Source organism: Paenibacillus solani, assembly GCF_050475945.1.
GTDB lineage: Bacteria > Bacillota > Bacilli > Paenibacillales > Paenibacillaceae > Paenibacillus_AQ > Paenibacillus_AQ solani_A.
The window spans coordinates 145399-169993 of sequence record NZ_JBCMXJ010000006.1 but is presented as its reverse complement, the minus strand read 5'-3'; the positions used below and the strand labels follow the sequence as shown (position 1 = coordinate 169993).

Genomic DNA, 24595 nt, shown 5'->3' with positions numbered 1-24595 from the left:
ATTTAACTGATTAGCAGCTGTTCATAAATTTTCAATGTATCCTTGGCGACTCTTTCTACGGAATAATACTCCAGACCTTGCTGGGCTTCTTTTTGGTACGCTTCTCTCACATCGGGATACTGCAGCATCGCCAGAATAGCATTTGCCAGCTTACCCGGTGTTTTTGGCGGTACCAATATGCCCGATTTACCAAAATCAAGTGTTTCCGGAATCCCGTCCACATCTGTAGCGACAATGGCACAGCCGACCTCCCGGGCCTCGATCAGCACCAGGCCAAACGATTCTTTATGCGAAGCCAGGACAAACACATCGGCTGCTTTCATATAGGTCTGCGGATCAGGCTGGTAGCCTAAGAAATGAATCCGATCACGATACGGAGACTGGCTTGCCCTCCATTCGAATTTTGATCGGTCGGGCCCCTCTCCTAACAGATACAGATTGGCTTCAGGATACACGGAGGCCACATTTTCAAATGCCTCCATCAGTTCAAAGATCCCTTTGCGCTCATACATGCCAGATACGCTGACTATCGCAATGCCATTAAGTGTGACCTCTTCGCCAGGCTTCCTCCGTGAGCTGCCAATCGTCCCGTTTCTGACCACATGCAGTTTCGATTCCTTCACTCCACGATTCAACATCGAAGCAGCAACGGCTTGGCTTACCGCAATAACGGAATCCCCGACCTTCATCACATCCGCGCTTTTTTGAAACTCATTATGAATATGCGTCACAATCTTATATTTATTGAATCCCCTCAATAAGCGAGACAACAAGGCTCCGGTCATCATATGCGCATGGATAATATCGGGCTTGAATGTTTTTACTATTTTCCGAAAATTGAAAAAAGCCTGCATCATCTGTGCCGGCTTCCTGGTCTGGTCCAATGTATAATGTTGAATACCGTGCTTCTCCAGCAAATCAATGTAATGGCCGCCTTCGGATGCAACCGCCACATTATGACCTATTTTTGCCTGTTCGCAAGCTAAGTCTACCATGACATTGACGATGCCGTTACCGGACTGCTTCACATGATTGGCGATATGAAGGATATTCATGCGATCACCTCGTATATGAGTCACTTCAATTTCATTTTCATCTACATAGATTGCTGATTACTCCGCTTATACTGACTGCGAATGCGCTGGAACAACCATGTGACATCGTTCTTCGATACGATCCATTCCTTCATTTTGACTCGATGCCTGGTTGTGTAAATCATAAACACGACTAGAAGTTCAGTAATGGATGCTGTTAACAGTGATATGGCAGCCCCCTGTATTCCCAGAGGAGGAATCAATATATTCAACAATATTACATTTAAAGCCAGGGTCATGACTCGCATGATCGTAACGGTCCCTGGTTTACCGATCGACATAAAGCCTTGTGACAGAATCCATGAAATGCTGGTTACCGCAGTTTGGAATATCAATATTCTAAACACCGGGATGGCCTCAACAAATGATTTCCCATATAAGATTATTAACAGATACGGTGCAACCAAAAATATCCCGGCACCCACGATAATCGTGATAATGGTGCTTATTCGATACACTTTAAACGTCAGCTTAAGCGCTTCACTCTGCTCTAATCCTGCGGCTTTGGGGAATAACACCAAGGTAATGGCATTTTGAATGGTATTTAACATTTTGGATAGATTCAGAGAGACCACATAAAGACCCAAGCTGCTTGGAGACAATAATCCTACAACTAGAATCTGATCAATATACCCGGAGAAGGTTCCGGCAACATCGGTGCCGTAGGATCTAATTCCATAGCTCAGCAATTTTTTACCGGATTCCACTTTTCGTTGCTGTTTCATTTTATACTTGGACACTAAACGAATCGTCATCCATAAGGCTATGGGAATTGCCGGAAGCAGATAAGCCACTGAGGTATAAAAGGGCGTGACGTGTCCCGCTATAACTAGACCGCATAGTAATACTAAAGTGCTCAAAACAGGGATGTATCTCATAAAGTTGAAGAGATGATACTCGCCTCTGGCCTGCAGCGCAGCCGTATTAATCGTTCCCAACATGGCAATAGGCGACATGATTAGAGCCCACGTCGCAAACTGGATCACCTCGCTGGAGTAACCTTTCAGCCAAAAGGGAACAAAGATAAAGCCGATTGCAATCGCAACGCAACCAAGAATCTGACTCATGTACAATGACGCCACATATAATGAACCTTGGTTCTCGCCCTTTTTCTTCATATAGTAGACCAAGGAGGCAGGAATCCCCAACGTCAATGAATATGCAAGGAATCGGGGCCACATAATCATGGCTGCTTGTTCTCCCCGTCCCTCCGGCCCTAGAAATCTCGCAATGATAATACCAGTCAATACGTTTAAGCCGAGGATAAACACATTCGATGCGAATATTTGCAGTACATTCCCCAAACTTCCGAATCGCTTTGTTTGTTTAATCAAGTTTACGATGGCCATAGTACTATCCCTTCAAACTCGCTTTTCCGGTATTTAACCCAATTCCTAAGGCCCGGTTGATTAAATGCATATACTGATTAGACATATTGCCCCAGGAATTCTTTCGGGCATCTTCCCTCGCTCTCAATGACATCGTTTCTAGTCTTTCTTTATTTGATACAAGTTCCCTTAACGCATTCACTAACGTCTCCGTATCATCAGGGTCCTCCATCACAACTGCAGAATCATCCGATAACAGCTCAACGGCACCGCATCTGCTGCTGGTTATAACAGGGAGTCCCGAGGCCATGGCTTCTAATATAACCAATGAGAATGGTTCGTATCTCGAAGGGAATATGAACATATCAGCAAGCGACATGATCTCGGCAATATCTCTTCGATATCCTAGAAAATGAACACGCTGGGAAATCCCTAAACGCTCTGCCATGTGAGGATATACGCTCTTCTCTGCATATCCAAGCACTAACAGATGGATATGATCCACCTGAGTCAAAGCCTCAAGCACAGTGTCCAGGTTCTTCCTCGACGATTTCAAATCCCCGGCAAACAAAGCGTAGGTTGTATGGACGTCCAGATTAAAATCCTCGCGGTTTACCGTACGCGGATAGAACTCATTCAAATCGACACCATTCGAAATGACAGAAACCTTATATGGATTTACTCTTGCATCCTGTATTAGTTCTTGTTTGACTTGCTCGGATACGGCCACGATCTGCTTCGTTCGTTTTAGCGCATGACGCTCTAACAGAGCATTCACACTGTTGTACAGCCATTGGTACATGGCTCTAGCATTTTTTTGTTCTTGATAAGGATGATATTTAGATTTTACCCAGGCACTATGAACAAAATGAATGCAGTTAATATCCGATCTCGCATAGGTTATGAATCCATTGACAACGACAAGGTCCAGTTTCCTTCTGTTCGTCCAAATCCAACAGGCGGAAAGCCATGCAAACAGCTGGTATCGAAGCAGTGCAGTCGGGACTTTCCTCAGATTCATTCTTATCCATTCCACCCGCTCATGGTTCTGCAGTTCGTCTGACAGTTCCGACGATATCACTACAATCTCATGCCCTTGATGAAGGGCTTCAACGATAACCTCGTAATTGACCCTTCCTTGTCCATCACCTTTTTTTACGGCATGTGTAACGAAACAGATCTTCATTGGCTTACCTCTTTCATCACTTGGTTATTGCTCCAGAGTGAATGCTGGATGATGGTTTGCAAGAGCGTCTCGGCAATTTTGTCGTGGCCGACTTCATTCGGATGGAATCGGTCATAAAAATAGTCATCCCATTTATGCAAAGCGGCTGACGAATCACACATGAACAATCGATTGCTCGATTTATACTGCTCGCAGATCTCCCTCATGGCTTCCCTGTATTGCCGCATCGATTCAGGAGTTCCCGGGAAATATCTCTCCTCGATATCACCGGGAGTGAGAAATATAATATTCGTTTTAGGACTGTGCTGCAGAACGGTCAGGACAAAATCCGTGGTTTGCCGTCTGAACTCTTCTAAACTCATCCACTGTTTTCCGCCAAACACTTTGATCAGGGATACCTTCACCCGCCACCTAAGGCCTGATTCTATTTTTTCCAGCAATCTTCTCCTGAACCGTGTTGAATAATAGGCTCTGGGATCCATCCATCCCGGTCTTCTCCATCTTTTCGGAAGAAATCGCAGGTATTTCTTCTGTTCTCTCACGACCGCTTCGGTATTCCCATGGGCATACACAATAATGTCCGGCTGCAATTCGAGTATCGTCTTCTCATATTTGCTTCTCGACTCATTAATCTGCATGGCGCTAGCCCCATAATTGATAACCTGAGCAGATGGACAATACGAACGCTTCAGCTTCTCCTGAAGTAGATTTGCATAACTTGTATTGGATCTGGTGACACCTAACCCTTCGGTTATAGAGCCTCCTAGACAAACGATTAACATTCTATATCTCCTCTCGTTTTGAGGAATTTGGCATAAGCGCTAGGGATACTATAAATAACAGGATAAATCCGCTCAGCCCGCGGATTACATTACTGGCAAAAAGAAGAAATAGAATAGCGCTGATCGCAGCAAAAGCGATGGGAGAATACATCTTCTCTGTTCTGCTTGACTTGTACGTATAAAAAAAGAGATAGCCTAGTAGTGCAATTACGGCCAATCCCAAAGGAAGTCCAAACGTATAAAACAAATTTAAATAACCATTGTCAAAAGCAACCAGCGTATCGGTACTTTTCGTAAGCTTCGCTCCCAAGCCTGAGCTACCCAGTCCCTTCCCTACCGGATTAGCCAATAAACCCGAGATAATCTCGTTTGAGAATATGAGCCTTTCATTAAAAGAGTGATCCTCTTCCAACGACCCAAAAGTTTCGATTCGAGATGTCACATTATTAGCACCCGGCAACATGGGGAGGATGAATGTGTACGCTAATATAATGATGAGGGCCAGTGCAAGCAATCTAACCTTGCTTCTTAGCTCGGAACGGAGGAAGTAAGCCATGATCATAACTGCGTAAGCAATCCAGCCGACGCGAACCAGTGTAAGGAGCAATGCAAATGCTACAATCATCACCCCAACTATTCCCAGCACTCTCCATTTCTTTTGTACGGTCATGATCGCGAGTGCCACAGCAAGAAATACACCTGCTGGACCAGGAGAATTCAAAAATGAAAAGACCCGGAAATTCTGAGGCTGCGGTAGACCAATCGAATTCATTTCCGCATTCAGCATCCAGAATTTATCCCAGGGAGGCAGTGCGATATACTGATATATCCCGTACGCAGCAACGATTACCGCTAGATATGAAAGACTTCTTAACCATCGATCTCGGGTATCATTATCAAATGTACTTACACTGACATAAATGAAAGCTAGAAACGGAACGACATAATTCAGCAAATCGTACACAGACGATAAGCCATATCTTAAAAAACCAAGGCCAAAACCGTATAACAAGGCGGCCCCTATTATTTTCATAATGAAGCCCACTCTGCGGTCGATCTGCTTCTTATTTTTCAAAATGGGCAAAAGCAGCGTCAAACTTACACAATAAGGAGTAAGGGATACGATTGAGGTATCACTGTAGGATTGGACGAGCCAATCCATAAGGCGCCTTATCTCCGGGCTAACTACCCATATAAGTAACGTATAGGGCAATAATGATTTGGGTTTGTATGCATAGATATGCACTGACATCAACACGCTGAGAAGAAGGAGTGTGAATTCCAGAAGCTTCGAATGAAGCGAATCGATGGATCCAGCCAGACCAACACTTAACCCAAGCGCAACGATCCCCGCCAGTTTCAGCAGACTTTGAATTGATAGCGTTACATTACCTTTCTTAAAAAGCCTCTCCACGTTTTCCAACCACCCCATCTGCCTATTAGACATTAATAAGCTGAATTTGGGAATACGATAATTTTCACCGTTTTGAACAGGAGCTTAATGTCAAGCCATAGACTTCTGCGCTCGATATACTCCAAATCTAATGCAAGCATTTCATGAAAGCTTAAGTTATTGCGTCCACTTACCTGCCACAACCCCGTGCAACCCGGAGTAACCTGTAGTCTCAGCTTATCCAAGCTTGTATATTGCTCAACTTCTCTGGGTAATGCAGGCCTTGGCCCGACCAGTGACATATCTCCCCGGATCACATTCCATAGCTGCGGCAGCTCGTCGATGCTCGTCTTGCGAATCAGCTTTCCGACCTTCGTAATGCGCGGATCTTCTTTCATCTTGAACATGGCTCCGCCGACCTCATTCTGATCCAGCAGGTTCTCCAGCAGCTCCTCCGCATTCGAAACCATGGACCGAAACTTATACATTCGAAAGGGCCGTTCATGCTTACCAATTCTTGTTTGGTAAAAAAAAACAGACCCCTTGGGGTCCTCAATTTTAATGATGATAGCTATAAGCACAAAGAACGGAATTAATATGACCATACCTACAAGCGCGAGAATAAAATCCATACCCCGTTTGGTCATGAGATACATGATCTTGGCCTTTTTCGTTTCCGGCACATAATCTGTATAAACCGGGTTCCCCTCAAGAACAACCTCGATATCATTTCGTTGTGGAGTGGGAGACACTTGATTTCACCTCGTTAGCGATTTATTTTACCAAGATATTCTCGTTCGAGAATGGCTTCCATACCTTGCAGCAGCGGCTTGCGAAGTTCATCATTCTGAAGTGCAAAATCAAGGGTAGTCATGATAAATCCGAGCTTCTCGCCTACATCATGACGAGTTCCCTCAAAATCGTATGCATACACGCCTTGGTTTACATTCAATTTTTGAATGGCATCCGTCAATTGAATTTCTCCCCCTGCTCCTTCCTCCTGATGCTCAAGAAATTCAAATATCTCCGGAGTCAATATGTATCTGCCCATAATCGCCAATTGGGATGGAGCTCGATCCGTTTTCGGTTTTTCCACAAAATAATCCACTTCATACAACCGGTCCATTCGTTCCAGAGGGGCTACGATTCCGTAGCGCTGGGTCTGATCAAAAGGCACGGTTTGAACTCCGATCACAGACTTTTGCAAGAGCTCGAACTGCTCTGCGAGCTGGCGAGTGCACGGCACACGGGATTGGACAATATCATCTCCAAGGAGCACGGCGAAAGGCTCATCTCCGATAAAGTTGCGGGCACACCAAACGGCATGGCCAAGCCCCTTGGCTTCCTTCTGACGGATATAGTGTATATCTACGTTCGAAGAGCGCCTCACTTCATCCAGAAGATCAAACTTCCCCTTGCTAAACAGATTATTTTCCAGCTCAAACGCATGGTCAAAATGGTCTTCAATCGAACGTTTCCCTTTACCGGTGACAATGATAATATCCTCAATTCCGGATGCTACCGCTTCTTCCACAATGTATTGAATCGTGGGTTTATCCACGATCGGAAGCATCTCTTTCGGCATGGCTTTCGTTGCAGGCAGGAAACGTGTTCCCAAGCCCGCTGCGGGAATAATTGCTTTTTTTACTTTCTTCGTCATCATCTTCACTACCCATCTCTATATATTATTGATACCATCGCCTAAATAATGGCCTCTATATTAGAAAAGCCTAGCTATGCACTCTTCGGTCTGAACTGAAAAGAACATAGCCAGTTTTTCTAACAAGGGCATTCAACCCGTCCTCACATCACACCCTCGACAATAATGTCTAAGGCCCTTAAGACCCACAGCGTGACCGAGTGTCTACAGTGAAAGAGGTGCAGTAGACATTACCTTGGCTCCTTCTGGCCATTCCCGCCAGTTCAGCCTCTCTATTCCGTTATATTTCCAGTTGCTATCTGGCTTCCTTGTTAATCACAATGCCCAGCATATGTGCATTCACATGATCCAGCTGCTCTTTGGCTTTTCTCAGATGGTCTTTCCTTACCTTGCCTGAAGCCACGATCATGACGACGCCATCACATAACGCGCTGACAATGACACTATCGGATACCGACAGTACAGAAGGCGTGTCGAGAAGAATCACATCATATTCCGGTTTAAGCTGTTCGAGTAGCTCCCGCATGACAGCCGAATCCATCAATTCGGCAGGATTCGCAGGTACCGGTCCGGAAGGCAGGAGCGATAAGTTGCTAACAATCGTTTCTTGAATGGAATCTTGTACACTCGTATGTCCGATCAACAGCGTGCTCAAGCCCTGATGGTTAGGCACGGAGAATACACGATGAAGCGACGGCTTTCGCATATCCGCATCAATCAGAAGAACCCTCTTTCCTTCCTGTGCATACGTGACCGCTAAGTTGCTGATCGTTGTCGTTTTCCCTTCTCCAGTCTGGGTCGATGTAATCATGAGAGTCTTTAATTCCTGATCCTTGGAAGAGAAATGGATCTTCGTTCGGAGGATGCGATATACCTCCGATATAGGTGATTTGGGATTCATGGACACAATTAGGCTGCTATCATTGATTGAGCGTCGCATACGGACTGTCACCTACTTTTGTCTTTTGGATGGCCTTCATTCTGGCAGATTTCTTGAGGTCTGCTTTGCTCATCATGCCTACGACAGCGAGTACAGGAACATCGTCCAGAGTGTCGATAACTTCCGCTTCGGATTTCACGGTATCGTCCAGGTAATCAAGGAGAAATACAAGCCCGACCGCCAGCATAAGTGACACCGCAAAGCTGATAAACAAATTCATAACAGGGTTAAAATTAATCGGTGCAGGCCTTGCCGCCGGATCTGCCTCGCTTAGAATCGTGATATTATCCACGTTCATAATGTGAGGAATCTGCTCCTTGAATACGGCAGAGACCGCATTTACGATTTCGGCTGCGTTTGCATAGGAAGTATCTTGGTAAACCAAGTTCATCACCTGCGAATTATTTGCCGAAGTGACCGATATTTTGGCAGATAACTGCCAGGCACTCTCGCCTAAGTTCGGATATTCCTCGACAACCTTATTCATAATGGCCGATGACTTGATAATTTCCTTATATGAATTAATAAGAAAAATACTCGTTTGGATTGTACTTGCATTGAGGCTTGCTCCTCCCTCACCTGACGACTGGTTGACGATCAGTTTGGCATTCGCTGCATAAACAGGAGTTGTAAAGTAGAAGCTTTTAACGCCTGTCGCTGTGATTGCGATGATTACGATCGATGCGATCAACCACCATTTCTTTTGCAACACCCTAAAATACTGTTTGAGTTCCATTCGCTTGTAGCCCCCCCGCTCGATTTCCTGAAATGATGCATATTTAGACTTTCTTTCGAAAAGTTATTCCTATTTTCAGAAGCTTCCGCGATACAATCTGTATAATTTATATTCCATAATTTACGATACAATATGTATCATGTCAAGGCTATATTGTGTAAAAACTGCATTTTAGAAACAATTTGTATCATTGTTGTGAATGATAGCGCTTGCTTATTCTGTTCCTATAAATTCGTTGACCGACCGCAAGAAAATCTCAATCAACAAAAAGAACCCATCTTGCTGATCGACTGATCAACGAAACGGATTCATTTGGGAAATCACTGATATTTTTAACTTGAAGATGTTATGGCATGGGTGTAATTTGTAAGGTTCCATTGACGACACTCAACTGATATCTGCCGCCCGTAGCGGAGTCGGTTAGAATGATTCCATTACCCGGGCGGCCAATTTCCAAGGAATCAGTCATATAACTGTGTGAATATGGAGAATAAGAACCGACATGATCCCATGTCACCATCACTCCGGCGACGTAAATTTCTCCAAGCTTCGGCAAGCCTCCTATACTAAACTCATACAATAAGCCTGTTTTACTCGCCAATTCTCTGCCGCGTAAATGCTGCCAATCTCTCGTCCTCCAGGTCAATGAATCATTGAAAATATATTCTGCATTCTGCCCGGAAATGCGTCCGATCGCTCGGTAGGTGGACGAAGTCTCATGTTCTGTCTCTAAAATGAAGTATTGCATCGCCAGGTTCCGATTAGCATCTCCCTGATACGGTAAGGTCGGCGCATTAAATTTTATTCGAATACTCGGTGAACTAACGCCGTCCGGGGTTATTCTCAAGATCACAGGCTGGCTACCAATAACCTGCTTCATCTCATTCGTGATGGGAACAGGCACCTGGTTGGCTGCAACCAGGCTGAGGGAAGCGTTAGATACAACCCAATTGGATAATACTTCCGGATTTCTAAGCAGGTTTGGTGCCGAGACTGGCATCAAGGTCCGATGTTCCCTTTCCTGCATCCGTGTTTGTAAATCAGCATTTCGATACAGCGGCGTCACTTTTCTACGAATCACGGTTTCTAACGGTCCCAAGCCGGTTAGCACAGATCCCTTGTCGCCCGTCAGCGTATCAATATAAGCAGATCCTAATGCTCCCTGGGAGGCCGATTTCCTAAGCGTTCCAAGATCATCATTAATTATCGTTGGGTCAGAAACGGTTCCAAACCAAGCAGCATACTGCTGTTTCTCACCAGGGATTCTCAATTCATCCGGCAGAGAATATGCCCAACTGGCAACATCCCCGGTATAAGTGATTGTCGACCATGAGAATCCGAAACCAAAGACTCTAAGATTGGAAGTTAAGGATTTAGTCAGTAACTTTATCGCTGCTTCTCCGCACTGCTCGAACATGGAATTCATATAGATTCCGCTTAGTCCGACGACCGAAGACGCACGATAATAATCATCAAGCCCGCTATCAATACATTGATATATAGCATACGGTGCAAATCCAAGATGAACCCTATGCAAAAATGCATTAAAGCCTCCCCGATGTCCTGCGATTAAGGTCGTCCCCAGCAAAACCCCGCAGAATACGCCTGATATTCCACCGCCTTGATAAAAATAATCCCCTGTATTGAGCCGGCAATACACGCCAATCAATCCGTTCCATGAGCATTCATATGAGGATACATGTCCATTATTACTGTTAAGAAGCTGCCCCACCTTTACTCCGGAAGTAGCAATATTTCTGAATATCGGCGTCGCTGCTCCTGCGACTTCGATCGCAGCTGGGCCCACGGCGAACATATTGTATAAGCTTTGTTCCAATAAGTCTTTGTTAATCCACTTGCCGAGTTCTCTTGAGTTATATTTAGAAACACCATATATGCCGAAGTCTTCAAATACCGCTTTGATTCCAGCATTCCGTACTCTAATACAAGGGAGCAAATCAGTCGTAGTGTCGATGGGATCCCAGATGATTCGCGTACCCATCTGCCCGCCATCTATATAGGACCCTACTCCAAAGATGCCGCGGCTATTGTTCTCTATGGTTTGTCTGATGCGATAGTCGCCGGCAGGTATAAACAACTTATAACGCTTATCGCACTTTGCCATCGCCGTTTGAAAAGCCAAAGTATCGTCTGTTCGCCCATCCCCTACAGCTCCGAACCACTTTACATTTATGCCACGGCTCATTAATTCTTCATCTAACAGATCGAAATTAAAGCCAACATCCTTCGGATCCATCGCATCCGAGGATGATGACCATGCATTCATCTTCATGTGTTTCGTTTGCCTCTTAGCCATGTCATCTCCTCCTTGCTTACATAGTAGTGACTCTAATTCAAATATGCTTGATGCAAATACCCAGCTGTGATGCAAGTCCCGCCCAAATATGAAACCCATTTCAAATGTAGTCTTGAATATCGGATTAAGGTTGCTATAATATAGAATCTGTTGGATACAATTTGTATCAATGAGAGACCATCATCTTCAAAAAGGAGCTATTATCATGCGAAACACGCTTACCCTTCTATGGGCTATAGCTCTGTTTATCTTCACTTGCTCTGTCAATTTCCAGCATTTGATCAGCAATCACGTCGTTGAGTTTCAGTTCAATCCGTCCCCCGACTGGTCGGAGCTGATGCAGCTGGATTTCCAGTGGTACAGCAGCGATTGGAGATTACGCAAAATAGGCCACTTCTTCGGATTTTTTGTCCTTGCACTGCTGGCTTCCAACTTCGGTAAGAAGAAATCGGCTTTTTATGTGTGCGTCGTCTATGCAGGGTTAACTGAAATTCTCCAGCTCTTCTTCTTTCGCGGCGGGCGCATCTATGACGTCATCAATGACTCACTCGGGATTCTTCTTGCCTATCTTATCTGTCTGATCCTGCTGCGTAAAAGGTTCAATTCGCACCCAAGTATGAAGTCATGAAAGAAGCTGATGATTCCATTCATCAGAAGATTTAAAAAAAGCAGTTGATACAATTCGTATACTTGTATTATAATGACGATGATACGAAATGTATCGACAAGAATAACATATCGCAATGCTTTATAACGAAAGGATAATCCAATGGGTGCAATTGCCGGAATCTATCATATCCAGGGAGAACCGATCCCAACGAACAGCAGTGAGCTTATGATGTCGGCACTTAGCAAATATCCCGCCGATCAAAGCGCAGCCTGGCAGCAGGATCGCATTATGCTGGGATGTCACGCTCAGTGGATCACGAAGCAAGCCGCACAAGAAATACTGCCTTATTACGATCCACAGCGCGGGCTTGCCATCACGGCTGACGCCATCATCGATAATCGGGACGAACTTATGGATCAGCTCCAGGTGCCACATTCCGAAAGATCATGCATGACGGACAGCGAAATTCTGCTCTTGGCTTATGAGAAATGGTCCGAGCGCATGTCGGAGCGATTGGTCGGTGATTTTGCTTTTGCCATATGGGATGAGCGCAAGCAGCTTCTGTTTGGGGCAAGGGATTTCTCAGGGGCAAGGACCTTGTATTATCACCACGATGGGCAGCGGTTCTCCTTCTGTACGACAATGACCCCCTTGTTCGCTTTACCTTACATACATAAAGAGCTAAATGAACGGTGGCTAGCCGAGTTTCTGGCGATCCGGGGTGTATTCGAGCCGCCAGATACTTCAACCACGGTGTATAGCCATATTCATCAGCTTCCTCCCTCCCACAGCTTCATCATCTCGCAAAGCCGGTTACGGATCAGCCGTTATGACAGCCTTGCCAGTATACACCCATTACGGTTACGTTCCTCCGATGAGTATGAAGAGGCCTTTCGGGAGGTATTCCAGAGAGCAGTAACTTCAAGGCTTCGGCGATCGAGTCTGCATGTTGGCGCTCATCTCAGCGGCGGATTGGACTCGGGCTCTGTTGCAAGCTTCGCAGCCAGAGCTCTTCGACAGGAGAACCGTCCCCTTCATACATTTAGTTACATACCTGAAGGTGAATTCGAGGATTGGACGCCCAAACACAGATTTGCGGACGAAAGGCCGCTCATCTGTCAGACGGTACAATACGTGGGCAACATCAAGGAATACTACCTGGATTTCAAAGGACATAGTCCCTTTACGGAAATTGACGACTGGCTGGATATTATGGAATCACCTTACAAGTTCTTTGATAACTCGTTCTGGCTGCGAGGAATTTACAAGCAAGCGCAGCAGCGCGGAATCGGAGTTCTCTTAAACGGAGCCCGGGGGAACTACAGTATCTCTTGGGGGCCTGCGATCGAATATTATGCGATGCTTATGAAAAAGTTCAACTGGCTGCAGCTCTCGCGTGAAGTTAAACAATACAGCAGGAATGTTGGCGTTGGCCGTAAGCAGTTGTATTCCATTCTTTATCGCAAAGCATTCCCTTCCTTAGTAAAGGGCAAGGTATCCGGATCATCATCTGACTTTCCGCAGCTTATTCACTCCGGTTTCGCTGAGCGCGCAGGCATTTACGAGAAATTGCAGGATCCCTCCTTCGTGGGGATTGGATCAATGGATGATCTGCCGGCTGATCCGCTGGAAGCCAGAATCCAGCATTTCAACCGTGTCAATATGTGGACCGCTACCGGATCGAGCGGCTGCAAACTATCACTGCGTTATTCCGTATGGAGCCATGATCCGACCAATGATCTGCGTGTCATTCGTTTCTGCTTGGGAACGCCTATGGAGCAGTTCGTTCACAGCGGTATGGATCGGGCCTTAATCCGGAGGTCTACCGAGGGCTGGCTCCCCGACTCCATCCGGCTGAATCAGCGGACGAGAGGGATCCAAGCTGCCGATTCCATCCATCGAATGCGGAGCGACTGGCCCGTAATCATCGATGAGCTGGAGCAGTTGAGCCGCGATTCCAGAATGCAGCAGTTCATTAACATGCCTGTTCTCCAAGAGGCTCTAACGGAAGCACGCCAAGGATTAGACCCGAATCAAGCTTACGGTCCATCCATCAAGCTGCTTATGCGCAGCATCATTCTGTACCGGTTTCTTCAAACAAACTTTTGAAAGGAGGTGAATCCAAATGAAACAGGAATGGAGCGTACCCGTACTGGAAGTCCTTGACATGAATATGACAATGGCTGGTCCCGGAAATGCAATTCCGGATGGAGTTCAGCCCGATCCGGATGAGATGGTTCACTACAGCTAAACAATATGGATTCATCTTTTAGGAAGTCAGCCCATATGCCCAGCTGGGTATATGGGCTTCCACTTTTATTCGCCATAACAAACAATGGAGTGAGGATCGTGACTCAAACCCTTAACAAAAACCTATATACGGCCTTCGGGCATTCCATACATAGCGAGATTCCCCTGCCTGAAGCACAGCATATGACATCACAGGATCATCCCGCCGATATTGTCGTTCGTTATGCCAATTTAACAGAGAAATGGTCGACGTGCGCTATCCCCTCAAGATCCTTCTTCTGTACAGAAGATCTGGTCATGTTCAGGGTCCCTGATCTAGCCATTTTCGCCGTGGAAAACGGGACCACCATCTCCTTTTCTCCGGAAGGGAACGCTGAAGAGGACAAACTTCGTCTATATGTATTGGGTACATGTATGGGCGTTATTTTGATGCAGCGAAAAATCCTGCCCCTTCACGGAAGTGCCATCGTTATCAACGAAAAAGCTTATGGATTCGTCGGCCATTCGGGTCACGGAAAATCCACGCTCGCCTCGGCTTTTCTGCAGCAAGGGTACCCGCTTGTAACGGATGACATTATCGCAGTTACACTGGATCATCACCATGTGCCTTATGTAACTCCTGCTTACCCGCAGCAGAAGCTTTGGCAGGAAAGTCTGGATGTCTTTGGCATGAATTCGAATCAGTTCCGCCCCTTGTTCGATCGTGAAACCAAGTATGCTATTCCCGTGGAATCCCACTTCGCCTCCGCCACGCTTCCCCTCGCCGGAATCTTCGAGCTCATCAAGACCGACTGCGAGCAAGTCAGCATACGGGCAATTGAGAAGCTGGAACGACTGCCACTTCTATATCGACACACCTATCGTAAATCCCTCCTGCAAGACAGCGGATTAACCAAATGGCATTTTGATATGACAGCCCGGATCTCGAGCAGTGTTGCTATTCATCAGCTTCTGCGTCCATCGAACCAGCCTACCGTACAGCAGCTGACTGACCTGGTCTTGGATACTATAGGTGAATAAGTAACCGCCCCTCCTTCCACGTCTTAGAATTAATCCCTATAATTACTTACGCCACTCACGATAAAGAATCCCCAATCGATAGGTTCGGGGATCCTTCTCCTGCTTAAAACTTCGTTGATAGCGGTGACGATGTCACTCTATCCCTGGGCTAAAATCTAAAATTTACTGAACCTTTCAATCGTTGTAAAACATATAATAGATAGACCCCCTTGGTTTATGACATTGATCATCGATAAAGGAGCCCCTTATGAATCCCTCTGATATGGAACGAATCATCGCTATTCTTCCTTGCCTGTCCATGATTTCACCTCAAGATTGGCAGCGTGCCGAGCTCATGCAGGTCGATCCCTCCACCCCGCATTCGATTCGGGAAGGACATGTCCTGCAGCATGCGATGTTTATGCTTAAGGGAAACGTGCGCATTCATAAGATTAGTGAGCAAGGAAGAGAAATCACCCTATATCGCGTGCGCAGCGGACAGAGCTGTGTGCTTATGATGGCAAGTATTATGGGAGAGTCGGAATATGAAGCGAATGCATCAATTGAAGTGGAGAGCGAAGTTTTGCTTATTCCTGTAGGCGTATTCGAAGATTGGATGGATCGTTATAAACCTCTGAGGCAATATATCTATCAGCAAATCGTTCAGAGAATAACGGCAGTCACCAGCCTTCTTGAGGACATTGCATTTAAACCGGTGAACCAGCGGCTTGCCCATTTCGTCTATACGAATACGGAAGACGAAATACTCACATTGAAGATGACGCATGATCAGTTAGCCGTAGAACTAGGAACGGCCCGGGAAGTCATTAGCCGTGTTCTGAAGGACTTTCAAAACAAAGGAATCTTGTCACTAACCAGAGGAAAAATCCATATCGTCAACCGATCCGCTTTGGAAGAAATCATGCATCAGCATCTTGTGTGACTTAGTCACGGAAACGGGATGAAGATACCGCTAAGATGGAGATAATTCCAATGATGCGGAGGTATGTTATGAGAAATGTCGGCGGTATCGACTGGTTGTTCCGTTTGGTTCTAAGCTTCCCTCTCCTGTTCATGCTTTTTTATATGGATAGTAACTGGAGGTACATCGGCCTGATCGGACTTGTCTTTCTGTTTAATGTACTAACTCGAATCTGCTTCATCAATCATATACTCGGGATCAATTCCTGTACGATGAAAGATGGGAAAGGCGGTGTGACGCGTTGACCCATTACTATGATTCTTCAAATTTAAAGAAAATCTCCGAACTTATGCAGCTTGCTCCGGAGGCCTCTGCCTCGTTTCTATCTTTTGAAAAAGACGTCTATCACACTCACACCCACATCCCGCTGAAGACAAAAGAATTGATTGCCCTGGCTGTAGCTCATATTACAGGCTGCCCCTACTGTATCGATGTTCATGTGAAGAAATTCCAGCAGCTAGGAGGAACCCGGGAAGAAATTCTGGAAGCTGTACTCGTCGCAACGACCACCCGCGCAGGTGCCATACTTAGCCATGCAACGCATGCTTTACTGGCATACGACGAGACAACAACTTCCTCGAAGGAATCTAAGAATGTGAATTCTTCGCATGATCCCGAGTGTTTTTGTTAGGGTTGGGCCGATTCTGACACCATAGTATCTGCCAGTCTGGCAGAATAGCAGCATGATATGGAGGTGACCATTACAAGTGTAGTGATGGCCCTCTTCATTGTTGGCACTCTATCTATTTCATTTTTTGAAACCTATATTCGATTTATCTAAAAATTAATTAACAAATGTCTTGAATAAATTCCATATTATACTATAATAATATTTGATATTACATTTAATCCTAATAAATGTAATTAATTACATATCATATTACACTAGAAATCCTATAAAAGTTTAGGGGGAATTTTATGGATGCTAATTTGGTAGTCTCGGTTGTTTTAGCTACCCTGCTATGTTACTCATTTATAGCCAAAATTGTTTCTTACTCCGAATTCAAATCCACCATTCAACAATTGAGTTTTCCGCTATTCTTCGCTTGGATGGCCATAGCAGCGGAGGGATTGGTCGCAGTGCTGCTCGTTGTTGATTACACTCGCCAGATGGGCCAATTCGCTGCTATGCTTCTCTTCCTTACTTTCTATGGAGTGGCCAGCTTGGCCATTTATAGAAAATTAAACGTAAGTTGTAATTGCTTCGGTAAATCCAGTGAAGAGAAACTGGGATGGGGGACTATTTCGAAGGTTACACCACTCTTCCTGTTAACAGTAATCGGAGTTTCGGTTGATCACTCGCAATCGCTAACTTCTATGAATCTAACAGAAATCATTAGCTGCGTTGGACTTACTATTGGTATTTTGAATATGTACCTCATGTTGAAGAATAGAGAACTATTAGTAGAAGGAGGCTCTTGAATTCAATGAATCTATTCAATCTATCTCATGCATTTCTATGGGTTATGGTTGCACTACAATCGTACTTCATTATTCAGCTTGGACGAAAAATACAAGCCTCAAAAGGACAAGCACCACCACTACCCGGTCTTATTGAGGAAGATCACGGGCTCCCCCATGGATTACGGTTTCCTCAGCTTCACTTTGAAACCGTTAACAAAGGCTCCATCGATTTAAGACTACTCAGAGAACAAAAACTCGGTTTTCTAATAGCGTTTACAGATGCAAAATGCAGCTCGTGTAAGTCACTCTACCCTGTATTGGAAAAATTCAACAAGCGTAATCCCCACATTCAACCACTCATTCTCATGATCGGTCAACAACCGGACGTAATTGAGATCATTAAGCAATATGAACTAAGCATACCCGTAGCAAATATTGCCTCCCCTACACCCTTTGAAACCGGCATCTTTCCTTTTGTCTATTATTTGACTCCGCAAGGAGATGTCATTGCGAAAAGCGTCGTCCAGCACAGAGAACAGCTTGAGGCTCTGCTTGCTCAGACACTCACCTCCCAAGCCTCATAACCTACGATGATCGATCGGATTTAGATCTAAAACTCCAACTTCCGTCACATGTAGATTTTTGGAAAGGGGGTGAAACAATGTCGTGTCCTTCAAACGGTAACTACTGTGTTGCTCAGCGCTGTAGCGGAAATATTAATGATGTAAGGATCTATTACTGGTACTCCGGTACAAATTGTAAGTATGGTCAGGACTCCATTTGTGGCTGTTAAGTATTTCCATTAAAAAATCTTATAAAGGTGGTAATGTCCATGTCTTGTCCTTCAAACGGTAGTTACTGTGTCTCTGAGCGTTGTGGTCCTAGCACTTATTCAGTAAGAATTACTTACTGGTATTCCGGTGCAAGCTGCAGATATGAGCAATCATCTTCTTGTGGTTGCTAATTACGTTTATTTAAAAAAACTTATAAAGGTGGTAATGTCCATGTCTTGTCCTTCAAACGGTAGTTACTGTATCTCTCAGCAATGTTCTTTTAATACTTATTCAGTAAAAATTACTTACTGGTATGCCGGTGCAAATTGCAGATACGGACAAGAATCCTCTTGCGGCTGTTAAAACTTCACCAAAAAATATCCAATAAAAGGTGGTAATGACCATGTCTTGTCCTTCACAAGGAAGCTATTGCACTTCTCAACGCTGTAGCGCGAATACTTATGACGTTCGAATTTATTATTGGTACGAAGGTACAAATTGCAGGTATAACCAAGAGTCCAAATGCGGCTGTTAAAACTTTATTGACAAATATCTAAATAAAGGCGGTTATGACCCATGGCTTGTCCTGTAAACGGAGACTACTGCACTACTGTACTCTGTCTAAATACTTATGACAGACGAGTTACTTATTGGTACGAAGGTGCAAGTTGCAGGTATAACCAAGTGACTAGTTGCACCTGCTAAAGCTTTTTTTAAAATATCCAATAAAGGTGGTAATGTCCATGTCTTGTCCTGCACAAGGAGACTACTGCGTTGCCCAACGTTGTAGCGGGAATATTAATGATGTAAGAATCTACTACTGGTACGAAGGTACAAATTGCAAGTATAAGGAAACGTCCAAATGCGGCTGTTAGTCTCTTAATGTACTTGGATTGATTCGATAGTAACAAACCAAAAAGAGGAGAGCGTTCGTTCAGTGCTCTCCTCTTTATTAATAACAATCTCCTATAAAGGTGAGGTCACGATGCAGATCAATCATTCGGAGAAAAACAAAGTTGTATTCAGTGTATTCAGTCGATTCATGCCACTTATGCTTAAAGTCATTCCTGGTGCGACGATTCTGCTTATCTTGCTAAGAATCATGACAGCATTAATTCCTGTCGCCCAAATTTACATTGTAAAAGAATTAGTTGACTTGGTAACCTTACTATTCACACAACAGCAAGCAATCGCCTCTGACGTCTATTTCGTTCTGGGCCTGCAAGCGCTGGTTCTGATCGCAGATCGCTTCTTTAATTATTTAAACTCCGTCGTCGGTTTTCGTGCGCAGCAGAAGTTAAAATATTATTTCGAACAATTACTAATCAATAAAGCCTCCCAGCTGCCCTTAAGCTATTTCGACCGTCCTGATTATTATGATCAACTTGAGCGGGCTGCATTTGGTGTAGATGTTAAGGGCTTTAACCTAGTTAACCTGATACTAACGATTGGTTCAAGTATCATAACTTTAGTCGGATTAGTATCAATTCTGCTCTCGTTCCATTGGGTCCTGGCTGCCATTGTACTAATTATGATTATTCCTAATATTCTAGTGAATGTTCATTTTGGTAAACAAAAATACAATCAGGCGATGACCCAAACACCGGAACAACGAAAGGTTCATTATTTACTCCGCATTTTACATAGCCGAAGCACAGCCAAAGAAGCACGAATTTATAATTATACACCTTACTTAACCGCTAAGTGGAAGGGCATCTTCTGGAAAACAGGGGACGAACAATATGATCTGCGCAAACGCACCGATAGCCGAATGCTCCTCGTCAATATCTCACAAATTTTATTGGATGTCTGTGTCATTATTGTACTCATTCTGTTTGGCGCAAGCGGCGCGCTAACCATCGGACACTATGTCTCGTTAACCCAAGCCCTTCAGCAAATTCAGTCCATCATTACCGGATTGGGTTACTCCATAGCCGCCGTCTACGAAGAAAGTCTATTCATTAATGAAGTCTTACACTTCCTTGATCTGGACGTTGAGGAATCTCAAAATCAAATCCATCCATTCCCTGAGAAATTAAAGACAAAAATAGAGGTCAAAAACCTCTCTTTCACATATGCGACGCATAGCACTCCGCAGCTAAAAAAGATTAGCTTTAACATTTCACCAGGAGAAAAGATTGCCATTGTAGGTGAGAATGGCGCGGGTAAAAGTACGCTTGTTAAATGCTTGCTCGGGTTGTATTTGCCCGATGAAGGCACCATTCTATTCGATGGGGTAGACATTCGTACGATCGAGCCCAAAAGTATGCGTCAAAATGTTTCCGCCGTGTTTCAAGATTTTGAGAGCTATCAATTAACGGTCCGCGAGAATATTGCCATGGGACACGCAAAAATAGAAGATGATGCATCCATTAAAGCCGCCGTGAATAAAGCTGGCCTAAGCGGATTAATGGAGAAGCTGCCCCACGGTTTGGATACAGAACTCGGGGCAATGTTCCACAATGGATACGAACTGTCCGGGGGACAATGGCAGAAAATAGCGTTAAGCCGCGCTTTCATGAGAGATACGCAAATTGTTATTCTGGATGAGCCAACAGCTGCACTTGATCCACGGGCAGAAGCCGAAATCTATGATAAGTTCGCTACGCTATATGAAGGTAAGACAACAATTATGATCTCTCATCGATTGAGCAGCTGCAAGCATGCAGACAGAATTATTGTCCTGCATAATGGCGAAATTGTAGAAGAGGGAAATCACGATACATTACTAGCAGCCCAGGGTGCCTATGCTGAGATGTTCCATACCCAAGCTAAGCGATATGCTTCATGATTGGTTCATAAAGATTACCCTATTAGCTTGCCGTGTCCAATTTCACATCTAACCCGACTCGTTCCATACGAGCGGGTTTTTGTACGTCCATATCTATGTACGCCTTTATATTCAAGCCACTCACATCTAATTTGGAATTATTGACATTTGTGTGGAGTGTTGGTATCATACAGGAAACTCAAAACTAAATTTGAGTTTCCATAGACCTGTTTTTACATAGGCTTGTTTTTCACAGGAGGGAAATCGGGTATGGAGCTGACAACTCTACAGCATCAGCAGAAGATAGAAATTATGGAAAAGTATTTGGAGCTTGGTTTGAAAGACGGATTTAAGAGCGTGCTGTTGGATCAAGTCGCTTCTGAATTAAGCATAAGCAAAAAAACAATCTACAAACTGTACACGAATAAAGAAGCTTTGATCACGGCCTGCATTGACCATGTATTTCAATCCATCGACGAGACGATTGCCCCGATCATAAGAGATCCCAGTATGGATATTATCGATAAGATCATCCGTCTGCTTACGATGGTTTCTGAAAAGCTGAGTTTCTTTACCATGCAGCAAGTAGGTGAAATTCAGCAGCTTTATCCGGAATTGTGGGAGCATGTAGTACGCGAGCGCAATGTTCGGCTGGAACGATACGAGATGTTGTTTGAAGCTGCTAGGAAAAAGGGGGTGATCCGGGACATCGACCCGAAAATAATCGTTCAGCTATTAATGCATTCAATCGATGAATTTACGAAGGAAGGGTTTATGAAAGAGCATAACCTGACTTATTCTCAATCCTTGTCCTTAATTACAAGCATTCTTTTTGAAGGAATATTAAAACCGATTAAATAGGAGGATTGGCATGGATGGAAAAATTGTTCTAATCGTTGGAGCTTCAAGCGGAATCGGGCGAGTATTGGCCAAAAGGATGGCATCGCTCGGTGCCACGGTTATTTTATCATCCCGCTCAACTCATGCGCTTATAGAGCTACAGCATGAAATCCTTGAAAGCGGCGGAACCTGCCATGTGGTTTCCTGTGATATTTGTTCAGAGGCATCCGTCACGGCACTGATCTCGGAGAGCATCGAAAAATTTCAGCGGATTGACATTGCTATTTTGGGCTCTGCCGTCCAATATATCGATCGGGTCGATACCCTTCAAACCGATGAATTGGAGTTGATGTTTCAGACCAATGTTGTCGGCATCATGCGATGTGCAAGATATATCCTTCCTCATATGCTGAGAAGAAATAAGGGACAGCTTGTATTCCTCTCCTCGATGATGGGAGAAGCCGCATTTCCACAGATGGTCCCTTACGGTGCATCCAAAGCAGCAATCTCTTGCTTCGCACGCGGCTTGTATCGAGAATTAAAGAATAGCAATGTGCATGTAAACCTGCTCTCCCCTGGACATATGAACACAAATATAAATTCACATCTAGGCAACCGCACTCCCAGCTGGTATGGCAAATCAGGCTCACTGAATTTAGATAAGGCTGCAGAAGCCATGATCAGAGCCATCTTGGCCAACCGAAAGGAAGTAGTTATCGGCCGCCAGAGCTATATGATGACTCAATTGATTAAGTACATGCCCGCGATCGCCAACCGAATTATTCATAAAATTACGACTTGATATAGAAGGAGGTTAACATAGGTTGATCATGGATCATTCCGTTAAATATGACGCAGACGTCATTATTGTGGGAGGGGCAGTGGCAGGAGCAGCACTGGCTTGTGCAATGGCCAAATACAATATAAGGACTCTCCTACTTGATCGACGCAAAGAGCCTGGCAGTATGAATCGCGGAGACGGCCTGCAGCCCCGAACGCTGGAAATACTCGAACAATGGGGAGCTCTACCAGAGTTACTAAAATATCCGCATGTGAAATCTTCCGGTATTGAACTTCGACATCCTGTTTTTAAGACATTAATGAATATCGACTTACAACCTCTCTCCTCAAGTAAATATAACTACATTCTCAACATTCCCCATCGAGATATTGAACAAGGATTATTAGATTATGCCAACAAACATGAGATGATCAACATTCGGCGCGGAATTATTGTTGAAGAGCTATTATGGAATGAAAAAAACCAAGTGAACGGAGTAAGGGTAAAGCAGAGGAACGAGACATTTCAATATACCGCTCCAATTGTCATTGCTGCCGATGGTGGATTATCCGGTATTCGACAACAACTCCAAATCGATGCAAAGCGAGAGGTATATCATCATGAGCTTGTCGTTCTGCATTTGCCAAGGCCCGCCTGGTTTTCAAACGAGCTAAGAACACTCGTAAACCTTCATCGTGACGGTGCCGTTGTCTTCATTCCTTTACCCGATCAGCAGATGCGCGTGACCATCGTTGTCCCCTCGGGACAAGCCTCACAATGGCGAAAATTATCAGATGAACAGTTGTTTGAGCAGCTACAAAAACGCGTCCCTGAATTAGATCAGGTTCCTGTACATCGTGAGGGTGAACATATCTACAAGATGTACAGAATGCATGCAGATCAGTATGTTAAACAAGGGGTCGCCCTCATTGGTGATGCCGCTCATCTCACACATGCAAGCTCTGGCCAAGGCATGAATATGGCTATTCAAGATGCCGATCTCCTGGGTGATCTTCTGCATCGTTGTTTCTCCAAATCCATCTCCTTAGAAAAAGCTTACTCCCTGTATGAACAAATTCGCCAACCGATCAATGAGGAGATTATTTCGAGATCCGACTTTATGTCTTCTGTCGTTTATACACCGAATAAACTGATTCACACGTTAAAAATGATGGGCATATTCTCAGCACGATTCATACCTGGGCTCCGTAAAAAAATTAGCGGAAATATTGCTCGCGGTATTGCTGGCATAGAGCAAAAGGAAATCATTCTTAAGTCGTTAACCCATACCCTCGAACCTATATGAGTGTTTGTTTATAAACTACAAAAAGCCCGCTCATGGAGCGGGCTTCGATTCATAAAGGCGAGGGATACACAGAAATGAGGATGTCCCTCCTCTATTTCAAAAATCAGCTCTTCAATTCACAAATACAACCACGATTTAATCGTCCAGCGGAAGGCTCTCAATAGCAGTGAAAAACACGTCAAGAAGCTCTTTATCAAAATTAGCTTTAACATATTCGGATATTTGGGCCAATTCTTCCTCACTGTTATACTCCAGGCATGCACGCCCTTCACACCAAAGCACCGTGCAAGGGAAGTGATTCTTCACATGCTCAATCACATAATCTTGCTCCACGCACTCCCGGATCGCTGCGCTCACGTCCCTCCCCCTCTCCGTTCATAAATACAGCCGCAATTGCCGTTATCCTTATTGTTCAAATTTTAGATTATTTCATCGATGACATTT

Annotated in this window: 24 protein-coding genes; 13 read left to right on the top strand and 11 right to left on the bottom strand. The window is 44.6% G+C overall.

What is annotated here, in order from left to right; translation table 11 throughout:
- Positions 1-2: 2 nt before the first annotated feature.
- From ABEQ74_RS07965 to ABEQ74_RS07920, 10 genes are all read right to left on the bottom strand, one after another.
- Complete coding sequence (locus tag ABEQ74_RS07965) at positions 3-1055, bottom strand: glycosyltransferase family 4 protein (RefSeq protein WP_430121229.1); 1053 nt, start codon at positions 1053-1055, stop codon at positions 3-5.
- A 41-nt stretch (positions 1056-1096) separates the two neighbouring features.
- Positions 1097-2443 carry a lipopolysaccharide biosynthesis protein gene (locus ABEQ74_RS07960; RefSeq protein ID WP_430121227.1) on the bottom strand — a complete coding sequence of 449 codons (1347 nt, stop codon included), beginning with the start codon at positions 2441-2443 and terminating at the stop codon, positions 1097-1099.
- A gap of 4 nt (positions 2444-2447) precedes the next feature.
- The gene (locus tag ABEQ74_RS07955) at positions 2448-3608 is read right to left on the bottom strand and encodes a glycosyltransferase family 4 protein (protein ID WP_430121225.1); all 1161 of its coding nucleotides are present in this window, start codon (positions 3606-3608) and stop codon (positions 2448-2450) included.
- Positions 3605-4390: an SGNH/GDSL hydrolase family protein gene (locus ABEQ74_RS07950; protein ID WP_430121223.1), complete on the bottom strand. Its 786-nt coding sequence runs from the start codon at positions 4388-4390 to the stop codon at positions 3605-3607. Before ABEQ74_RS07950 ends, ABEQ74_RS07955 begins: the two co-directional genes overlap by 4 nt.
- Position 4391: 1 nt before the next feature.
- Positions 4392-5804, bottom strand: a complete 1413-nt coding sequence (locus tag ABEQ74_RS07945) for an O-antigen ligase family protein (protein WP_430121221.1) — start codon at positions 5802-5804, stop codon at positions 4392-4394.
- A gap of 32 nt (positions 5805-5836) precedes the next feature.
- Positions 5837-6535 carry a sugar transferase gene (locus ABEQ74_RS07940; protein ID WP_430121219.1) on the bottom strand — a complete coding sequence of 233 codons (699 nt, stop codon included), beginning with the start codon at positions 6533-6535 and terminating at the stop codon, positions 5837-5839.
- Between the two features lie 14 nt (positions 6536-6549).
- A complete protein-coding gene (gene galU, locus ABEQ74_RS07935; protein ID WP_430121217.1) occupies positions 6550-7443 on the bottom strand; it encodes a UTP--glucose-1-phosphate uridylyltransferase GalU in 894 nt (297 codons plus the stop codon).
- 295 nt (positions 7444-7738) lie between these two features.
- Positions 7739-8383, bottom strand: coding sequence for a CpsD/CapB family tyrosine-protein kinase (locus tag ABEQ74_RS07930; protein WP_430121215.1), 645 nt, complete (start codon positions 8381-8383; stop codon positions 7739-7741).
- A complete protein-coding gene (locus tag ABEQ74_RS07925) occupies positions 8364-9119 on the bottom strand; it encodes a YveK family protein (protein WP_430121213.1) in 756 nt (251 codons plus the stop codon). The genes ABEQ74_RS07930 and ABEQ74_RS07925 overlap by 20 nt, the downstream gene beginning before the upstream one ends.
- A gap of 346 nt (positions 9120-9465) precedes the next feature.
- Positions 9466-11436 (bottom strand): glycosyl hydrolase family 28-related protein, encoded by a 1971-nt coding sequence (locus ABEQ74_RS07920; RefSeq protein WP_430121211.1) that lies wholly within the window; start codon positions 11434-11436, stop codon positions 9466-9468.
- Positions 11437-11641: 205 nt separating this feature from the next.
- Here ABEQ74_RS07920 and ABEQ74_RS07915 point away from each other — a divergent pair, with 205 nt between their 5' ends.
- From ABEQ74_RS07915 to ABEQ74_RS07855, 13 genes are all read left to right on the top strand, one after another.
- The gene (locus tag ABEQ74_RS07915) at positions 11642-12064 is read left to right on the top strand and encodes a VanZ family protein (RefSeq protein WP_430121209.1); all 423 of its coding nucleotides are present in this window, start codon (positions 11642-11644) and stop codon (positions 12062-12064) included.
- A 141-nt stretch (positions 12065-12205) separates the two neighbouring features.
- Complete coding sequence (locus ABEQ74_RS07910) at positions 12206-14155, top strand: asparagine synthase-related protein (RefSeq protein ID WP_430121207.1); 1950 nt, start codon at positions 12206-12208, stop codon at positions 14153-14155.
- 16 nt (positions 14156-14171) lie between these two features.
- Positions 14172-14297, top strand: coding sequence for a paeninodin family lasso peptide (locus ABEQ74_RS07905; protein WP_430121205.1), 126 nt, complete (start codon positions 14172-14174; stop codon positions 14295-14297).
- A 98-nt stretch (positions 14298-14395) separates the two neighbouring features.
- Complete coding sequence (locus ABEQ74_RS07900) at positions 14396-15316, top strand: aldolase (RefSeq protein ID WP_430121203.1); 921 nt, start codon at positions 14396-14398, stop codon at positions 15314-15316.
- A gap of 247 nt (positions 15317-15563) precedes the next feature.
- Entirely contained in the window at positions 15564-16238 is a 675-nt protein-coding gene (locus ABEQ74_RS07895; protein WP_430121201.1) for a Crp/Fnr family transcriptional regulator, read from the top strand.
- Between the two features lie 68 nt (positions 16239-16306).
- On the top strand, positions 16307-16522 hold the full coding sequence (locus tag ABEQ74_RS07890; RefSeq protein WP_430121199.1) for a YgaP family membrane protein: 216 nt from the start codon (positions 16307-16309) through the stop codon (positions 16520-16522).
- Entirely contained in the window at positions 16519-16908 is a 390-nt protein-coding gene (locus ABEQ74_RS07885) for a carboxymuconolactone decarboxylase family protein (protein ID WP_430121197.1), read from the top strand. Before ABEQ74_RS07890 ends, ABEQ74_RS07885 begins: the two co-directional genes overlap by 4 nt.
- A gap of 287 nt (positions 16909-17195) precedes the next feature.
- Positions 17196-17699 (top strand): MauE/DoxX family redox-associated membrane protein, encoded by a 504-nt coding sequence (locus tag ABEQ74_RS07880; protein ID WP_430121195.1) that lies wholly within the window; start codon positions 17196-17198, stop codon positions 17697-17699.
- A gap of 5 nt (positions 17700-17704) precedes the next feature.
- Positions 17705-18265 (top strand): hypothetical protein, encoded by a 561-nt coding sequence (locus ABEQ74_RS07875; protein ID WP_430121193.1) that lies wholly within the window; start codon positions 17705-17707, stop codon positions 18263-18265.
- Between the two features lie 1174 nt (positions 18266-19439).
- On the top strand, positions 19440-21245 hold the full coding sequence (locus ABEQ74_RS07870) for an ABC transporter ATP-binding protein (RefSeq protein WP_430121191.1): 1806 nt from the start codon (positions 19440-19442) through the stop codon (positions 21243-21245).
- Positions 21246-21494: 249 nt separating this feature from the next.
- The gene (locus ABEQ74_RS07865; protein WP_430121189.1) at positions 21495-22085 is read left to right on the top strand and encodes a TetR/AcrR family transcriptional regulator; all 591 of its coding nucleotides are present in this window, start codon (positions 21495-21497) and stop codon (positions 22083-22085) included.
- Positions 22086-22095: 10 nt separating this feature from the next.
- The gene (locus tag ABEQ74_RS07860; protein ID WP_430121187.1) at positions 22096-22866 is read left to right on the top strand and encodes an SDR family NAD(P)-dependent oxidoreductase; all 771 of its coding nucleotides are present in this window, start codon (positions 22096-22098) and stop codon (positions 22864-22866) included.
- A gap of 28 nt (positions 22867-22894) precedes the next feature.
- Positions 22895-24151 carry an FAD-dependent oxidoreductase gene (locus ABEQ74_RS07855; protein ID WP_430121318.1) on the top strand — a complete coding sequence of 419 codons (1257 nt, stop codon included), beginning with the start codon at positions 22895-22897 and terminating at the stop codon, positions 24149-24151.
- Between the two features lie 135 nt (positions 24152-24286).
- Here the strand turns inward: ABEQ74_RS07855 and ABEQ74_RS07850 are convergent, their stop codons facing one another.
- Positions 24287-24508 carry a hypothetical protein gene (locus ABEQ74_RS07850; RefSeq protein ID WP_430121185.1) on the bottom strand — a complete coding sequence of 74 codons (222 nt, stop codon included), beginning with the start codon at positions 24506-24508 and terminating at the stop codon, positions 24287-24289.
- Positions 24509-24595 lie beyond the last annotated feature (87 nt).

Bases quoted from the DNA above. Each gene is read 5' to 3' on its own strand.
- ABEQ74_RS07860 (WP_430121187.1), top strand. From the start codon at position 22,096: ATGGATGGAAAAATTGTTCTAATCGTTGGAGCTTCAAGCGGAATCGGG.
- ABEQ74_RS07875 (WP_430121193.1), top strand. From the start codon at position 17,705: ATGAATCTATTCAATCTATCTCATGCATTTCTATGGGTTATGGTTGCA.
- ABEQ74_RS07890 (WP_430121199.1), top strand. From the start codon at position 16,307: ATGAGAAATGTCGGCGGTATCGACTGGTTGTTCCGTTTGGTTCTAAGC.
- ABEQ74_RS07965 (WP_430121229.1), bottom strand. From the start codon at position 1,055: ATGAATATCCTTCATATCGCCAATCATGTGAAGCAGTCCGGTAACGGC.
- ABEQ74_RS07960 (WP_430121227.1), bottom strand. From the start codon at position 2,443: ATGGCCATCGTAAACTTGATTAAACAAACAAAGCGATTCGGAAGTTTG.
- ABEQ74_RS07895 (WP_430121201.1), top strand. From the start codon at position 15,564: ATGAATCCCTCTGATATGGAACGAATCATCGCTATTCTTCCTTGCCTG.
- galU (WP_430121217.1), bottom strand. From the start codon at position 7,443: ATGACGAAGAAAGTAAAAAAAGCAATTATTCCCGCAGCGGGCTTGGGA.
- ABEQ74_RS07915 (WP_430121209.1), top strand. From the start codon at position 11,642: ATGCGAAACACGCTTACCCTTCTATGGGCTATAGCTCTGTTTATCTTC.
- ABEQ74_RS07910 (WP_430121207.1), top strand. From the start codon at position 12,206: ATGGGTGCAATTGCCGGAATCTATCATATCCAGGGAGAACCGATCCCA.
- ABEQ74_RS07955 (WP_430121225.1), bottom strand. From the start codon at position 3,608: ATGAAGATCTGTTTCGTTACACATGCCGTAAAAAAAGGTGATGGACAA.
- ABEQ74_RS07905 (WP_430121205.1), top strand. From the start codon at position 14,172: ATGAAACAGGAATGGAGCGTACCCGTACTGGAAGTCCTTGACATGAAT.
- ABEQ74_RS07930 (WP_430121215.1), bottom strand. From the start codon at position 8,383: ATGCGACGCTCAATCAATGATAGCAGCCTAATTGTGTCCATGAATCCC.
- ABEQ74_RS07950 (WP_430121223.1), bottom strand. From the start codon at position 4,390: ATGTTAATCGTTTGTCTAGGAGGCTCTATAACCGAAGGGTTAGGTGTC.
- ABEQ74_RS07865 (WP_430121189.1), top strand. From the start codon at position 21,495: ATGGAGCTGACAACTCTACAGCATCAGCAGAAGATAGAAATTATGGAA.
- ABEQ74_RS07855 (WP_430121318.1), top strand. From the start codon at position 22,895: ATGGATCATTCCGTTAAATATGACGCAGACGTCATTATTGTGGGAGGG.
- ABEQ74_RS07880 (WP_430121195.1), top strand. From the start codon at position 17,196: ATGGATGCTAATTTGGTAGTCTCGGTTGTTTTAGCTACCCTGCTATGT.
- ABEQ74_RS07925 (WP_430121213.1), bottom strand. From the start codon at position 9,119: ATGGAACTCAAACAGTATTTTAGGGTGTTGCAAAAGAAATGGTGGTTG.
- ABEQ74_RS07920 (WP_430121211.1), bottom strand. From the start codon at position 11,436: ATGGCTAAGAGGCAAACGAAACACATGAAGATGAATGCATGGTCATCA.
- ABEQ74_RS07870 (WP_430121191.1), top strand. From the start codon at position 19,440: ATGCAGATCAATCATTCGGAGAAAAACAAAGTTGTATTCAGTGTATTC.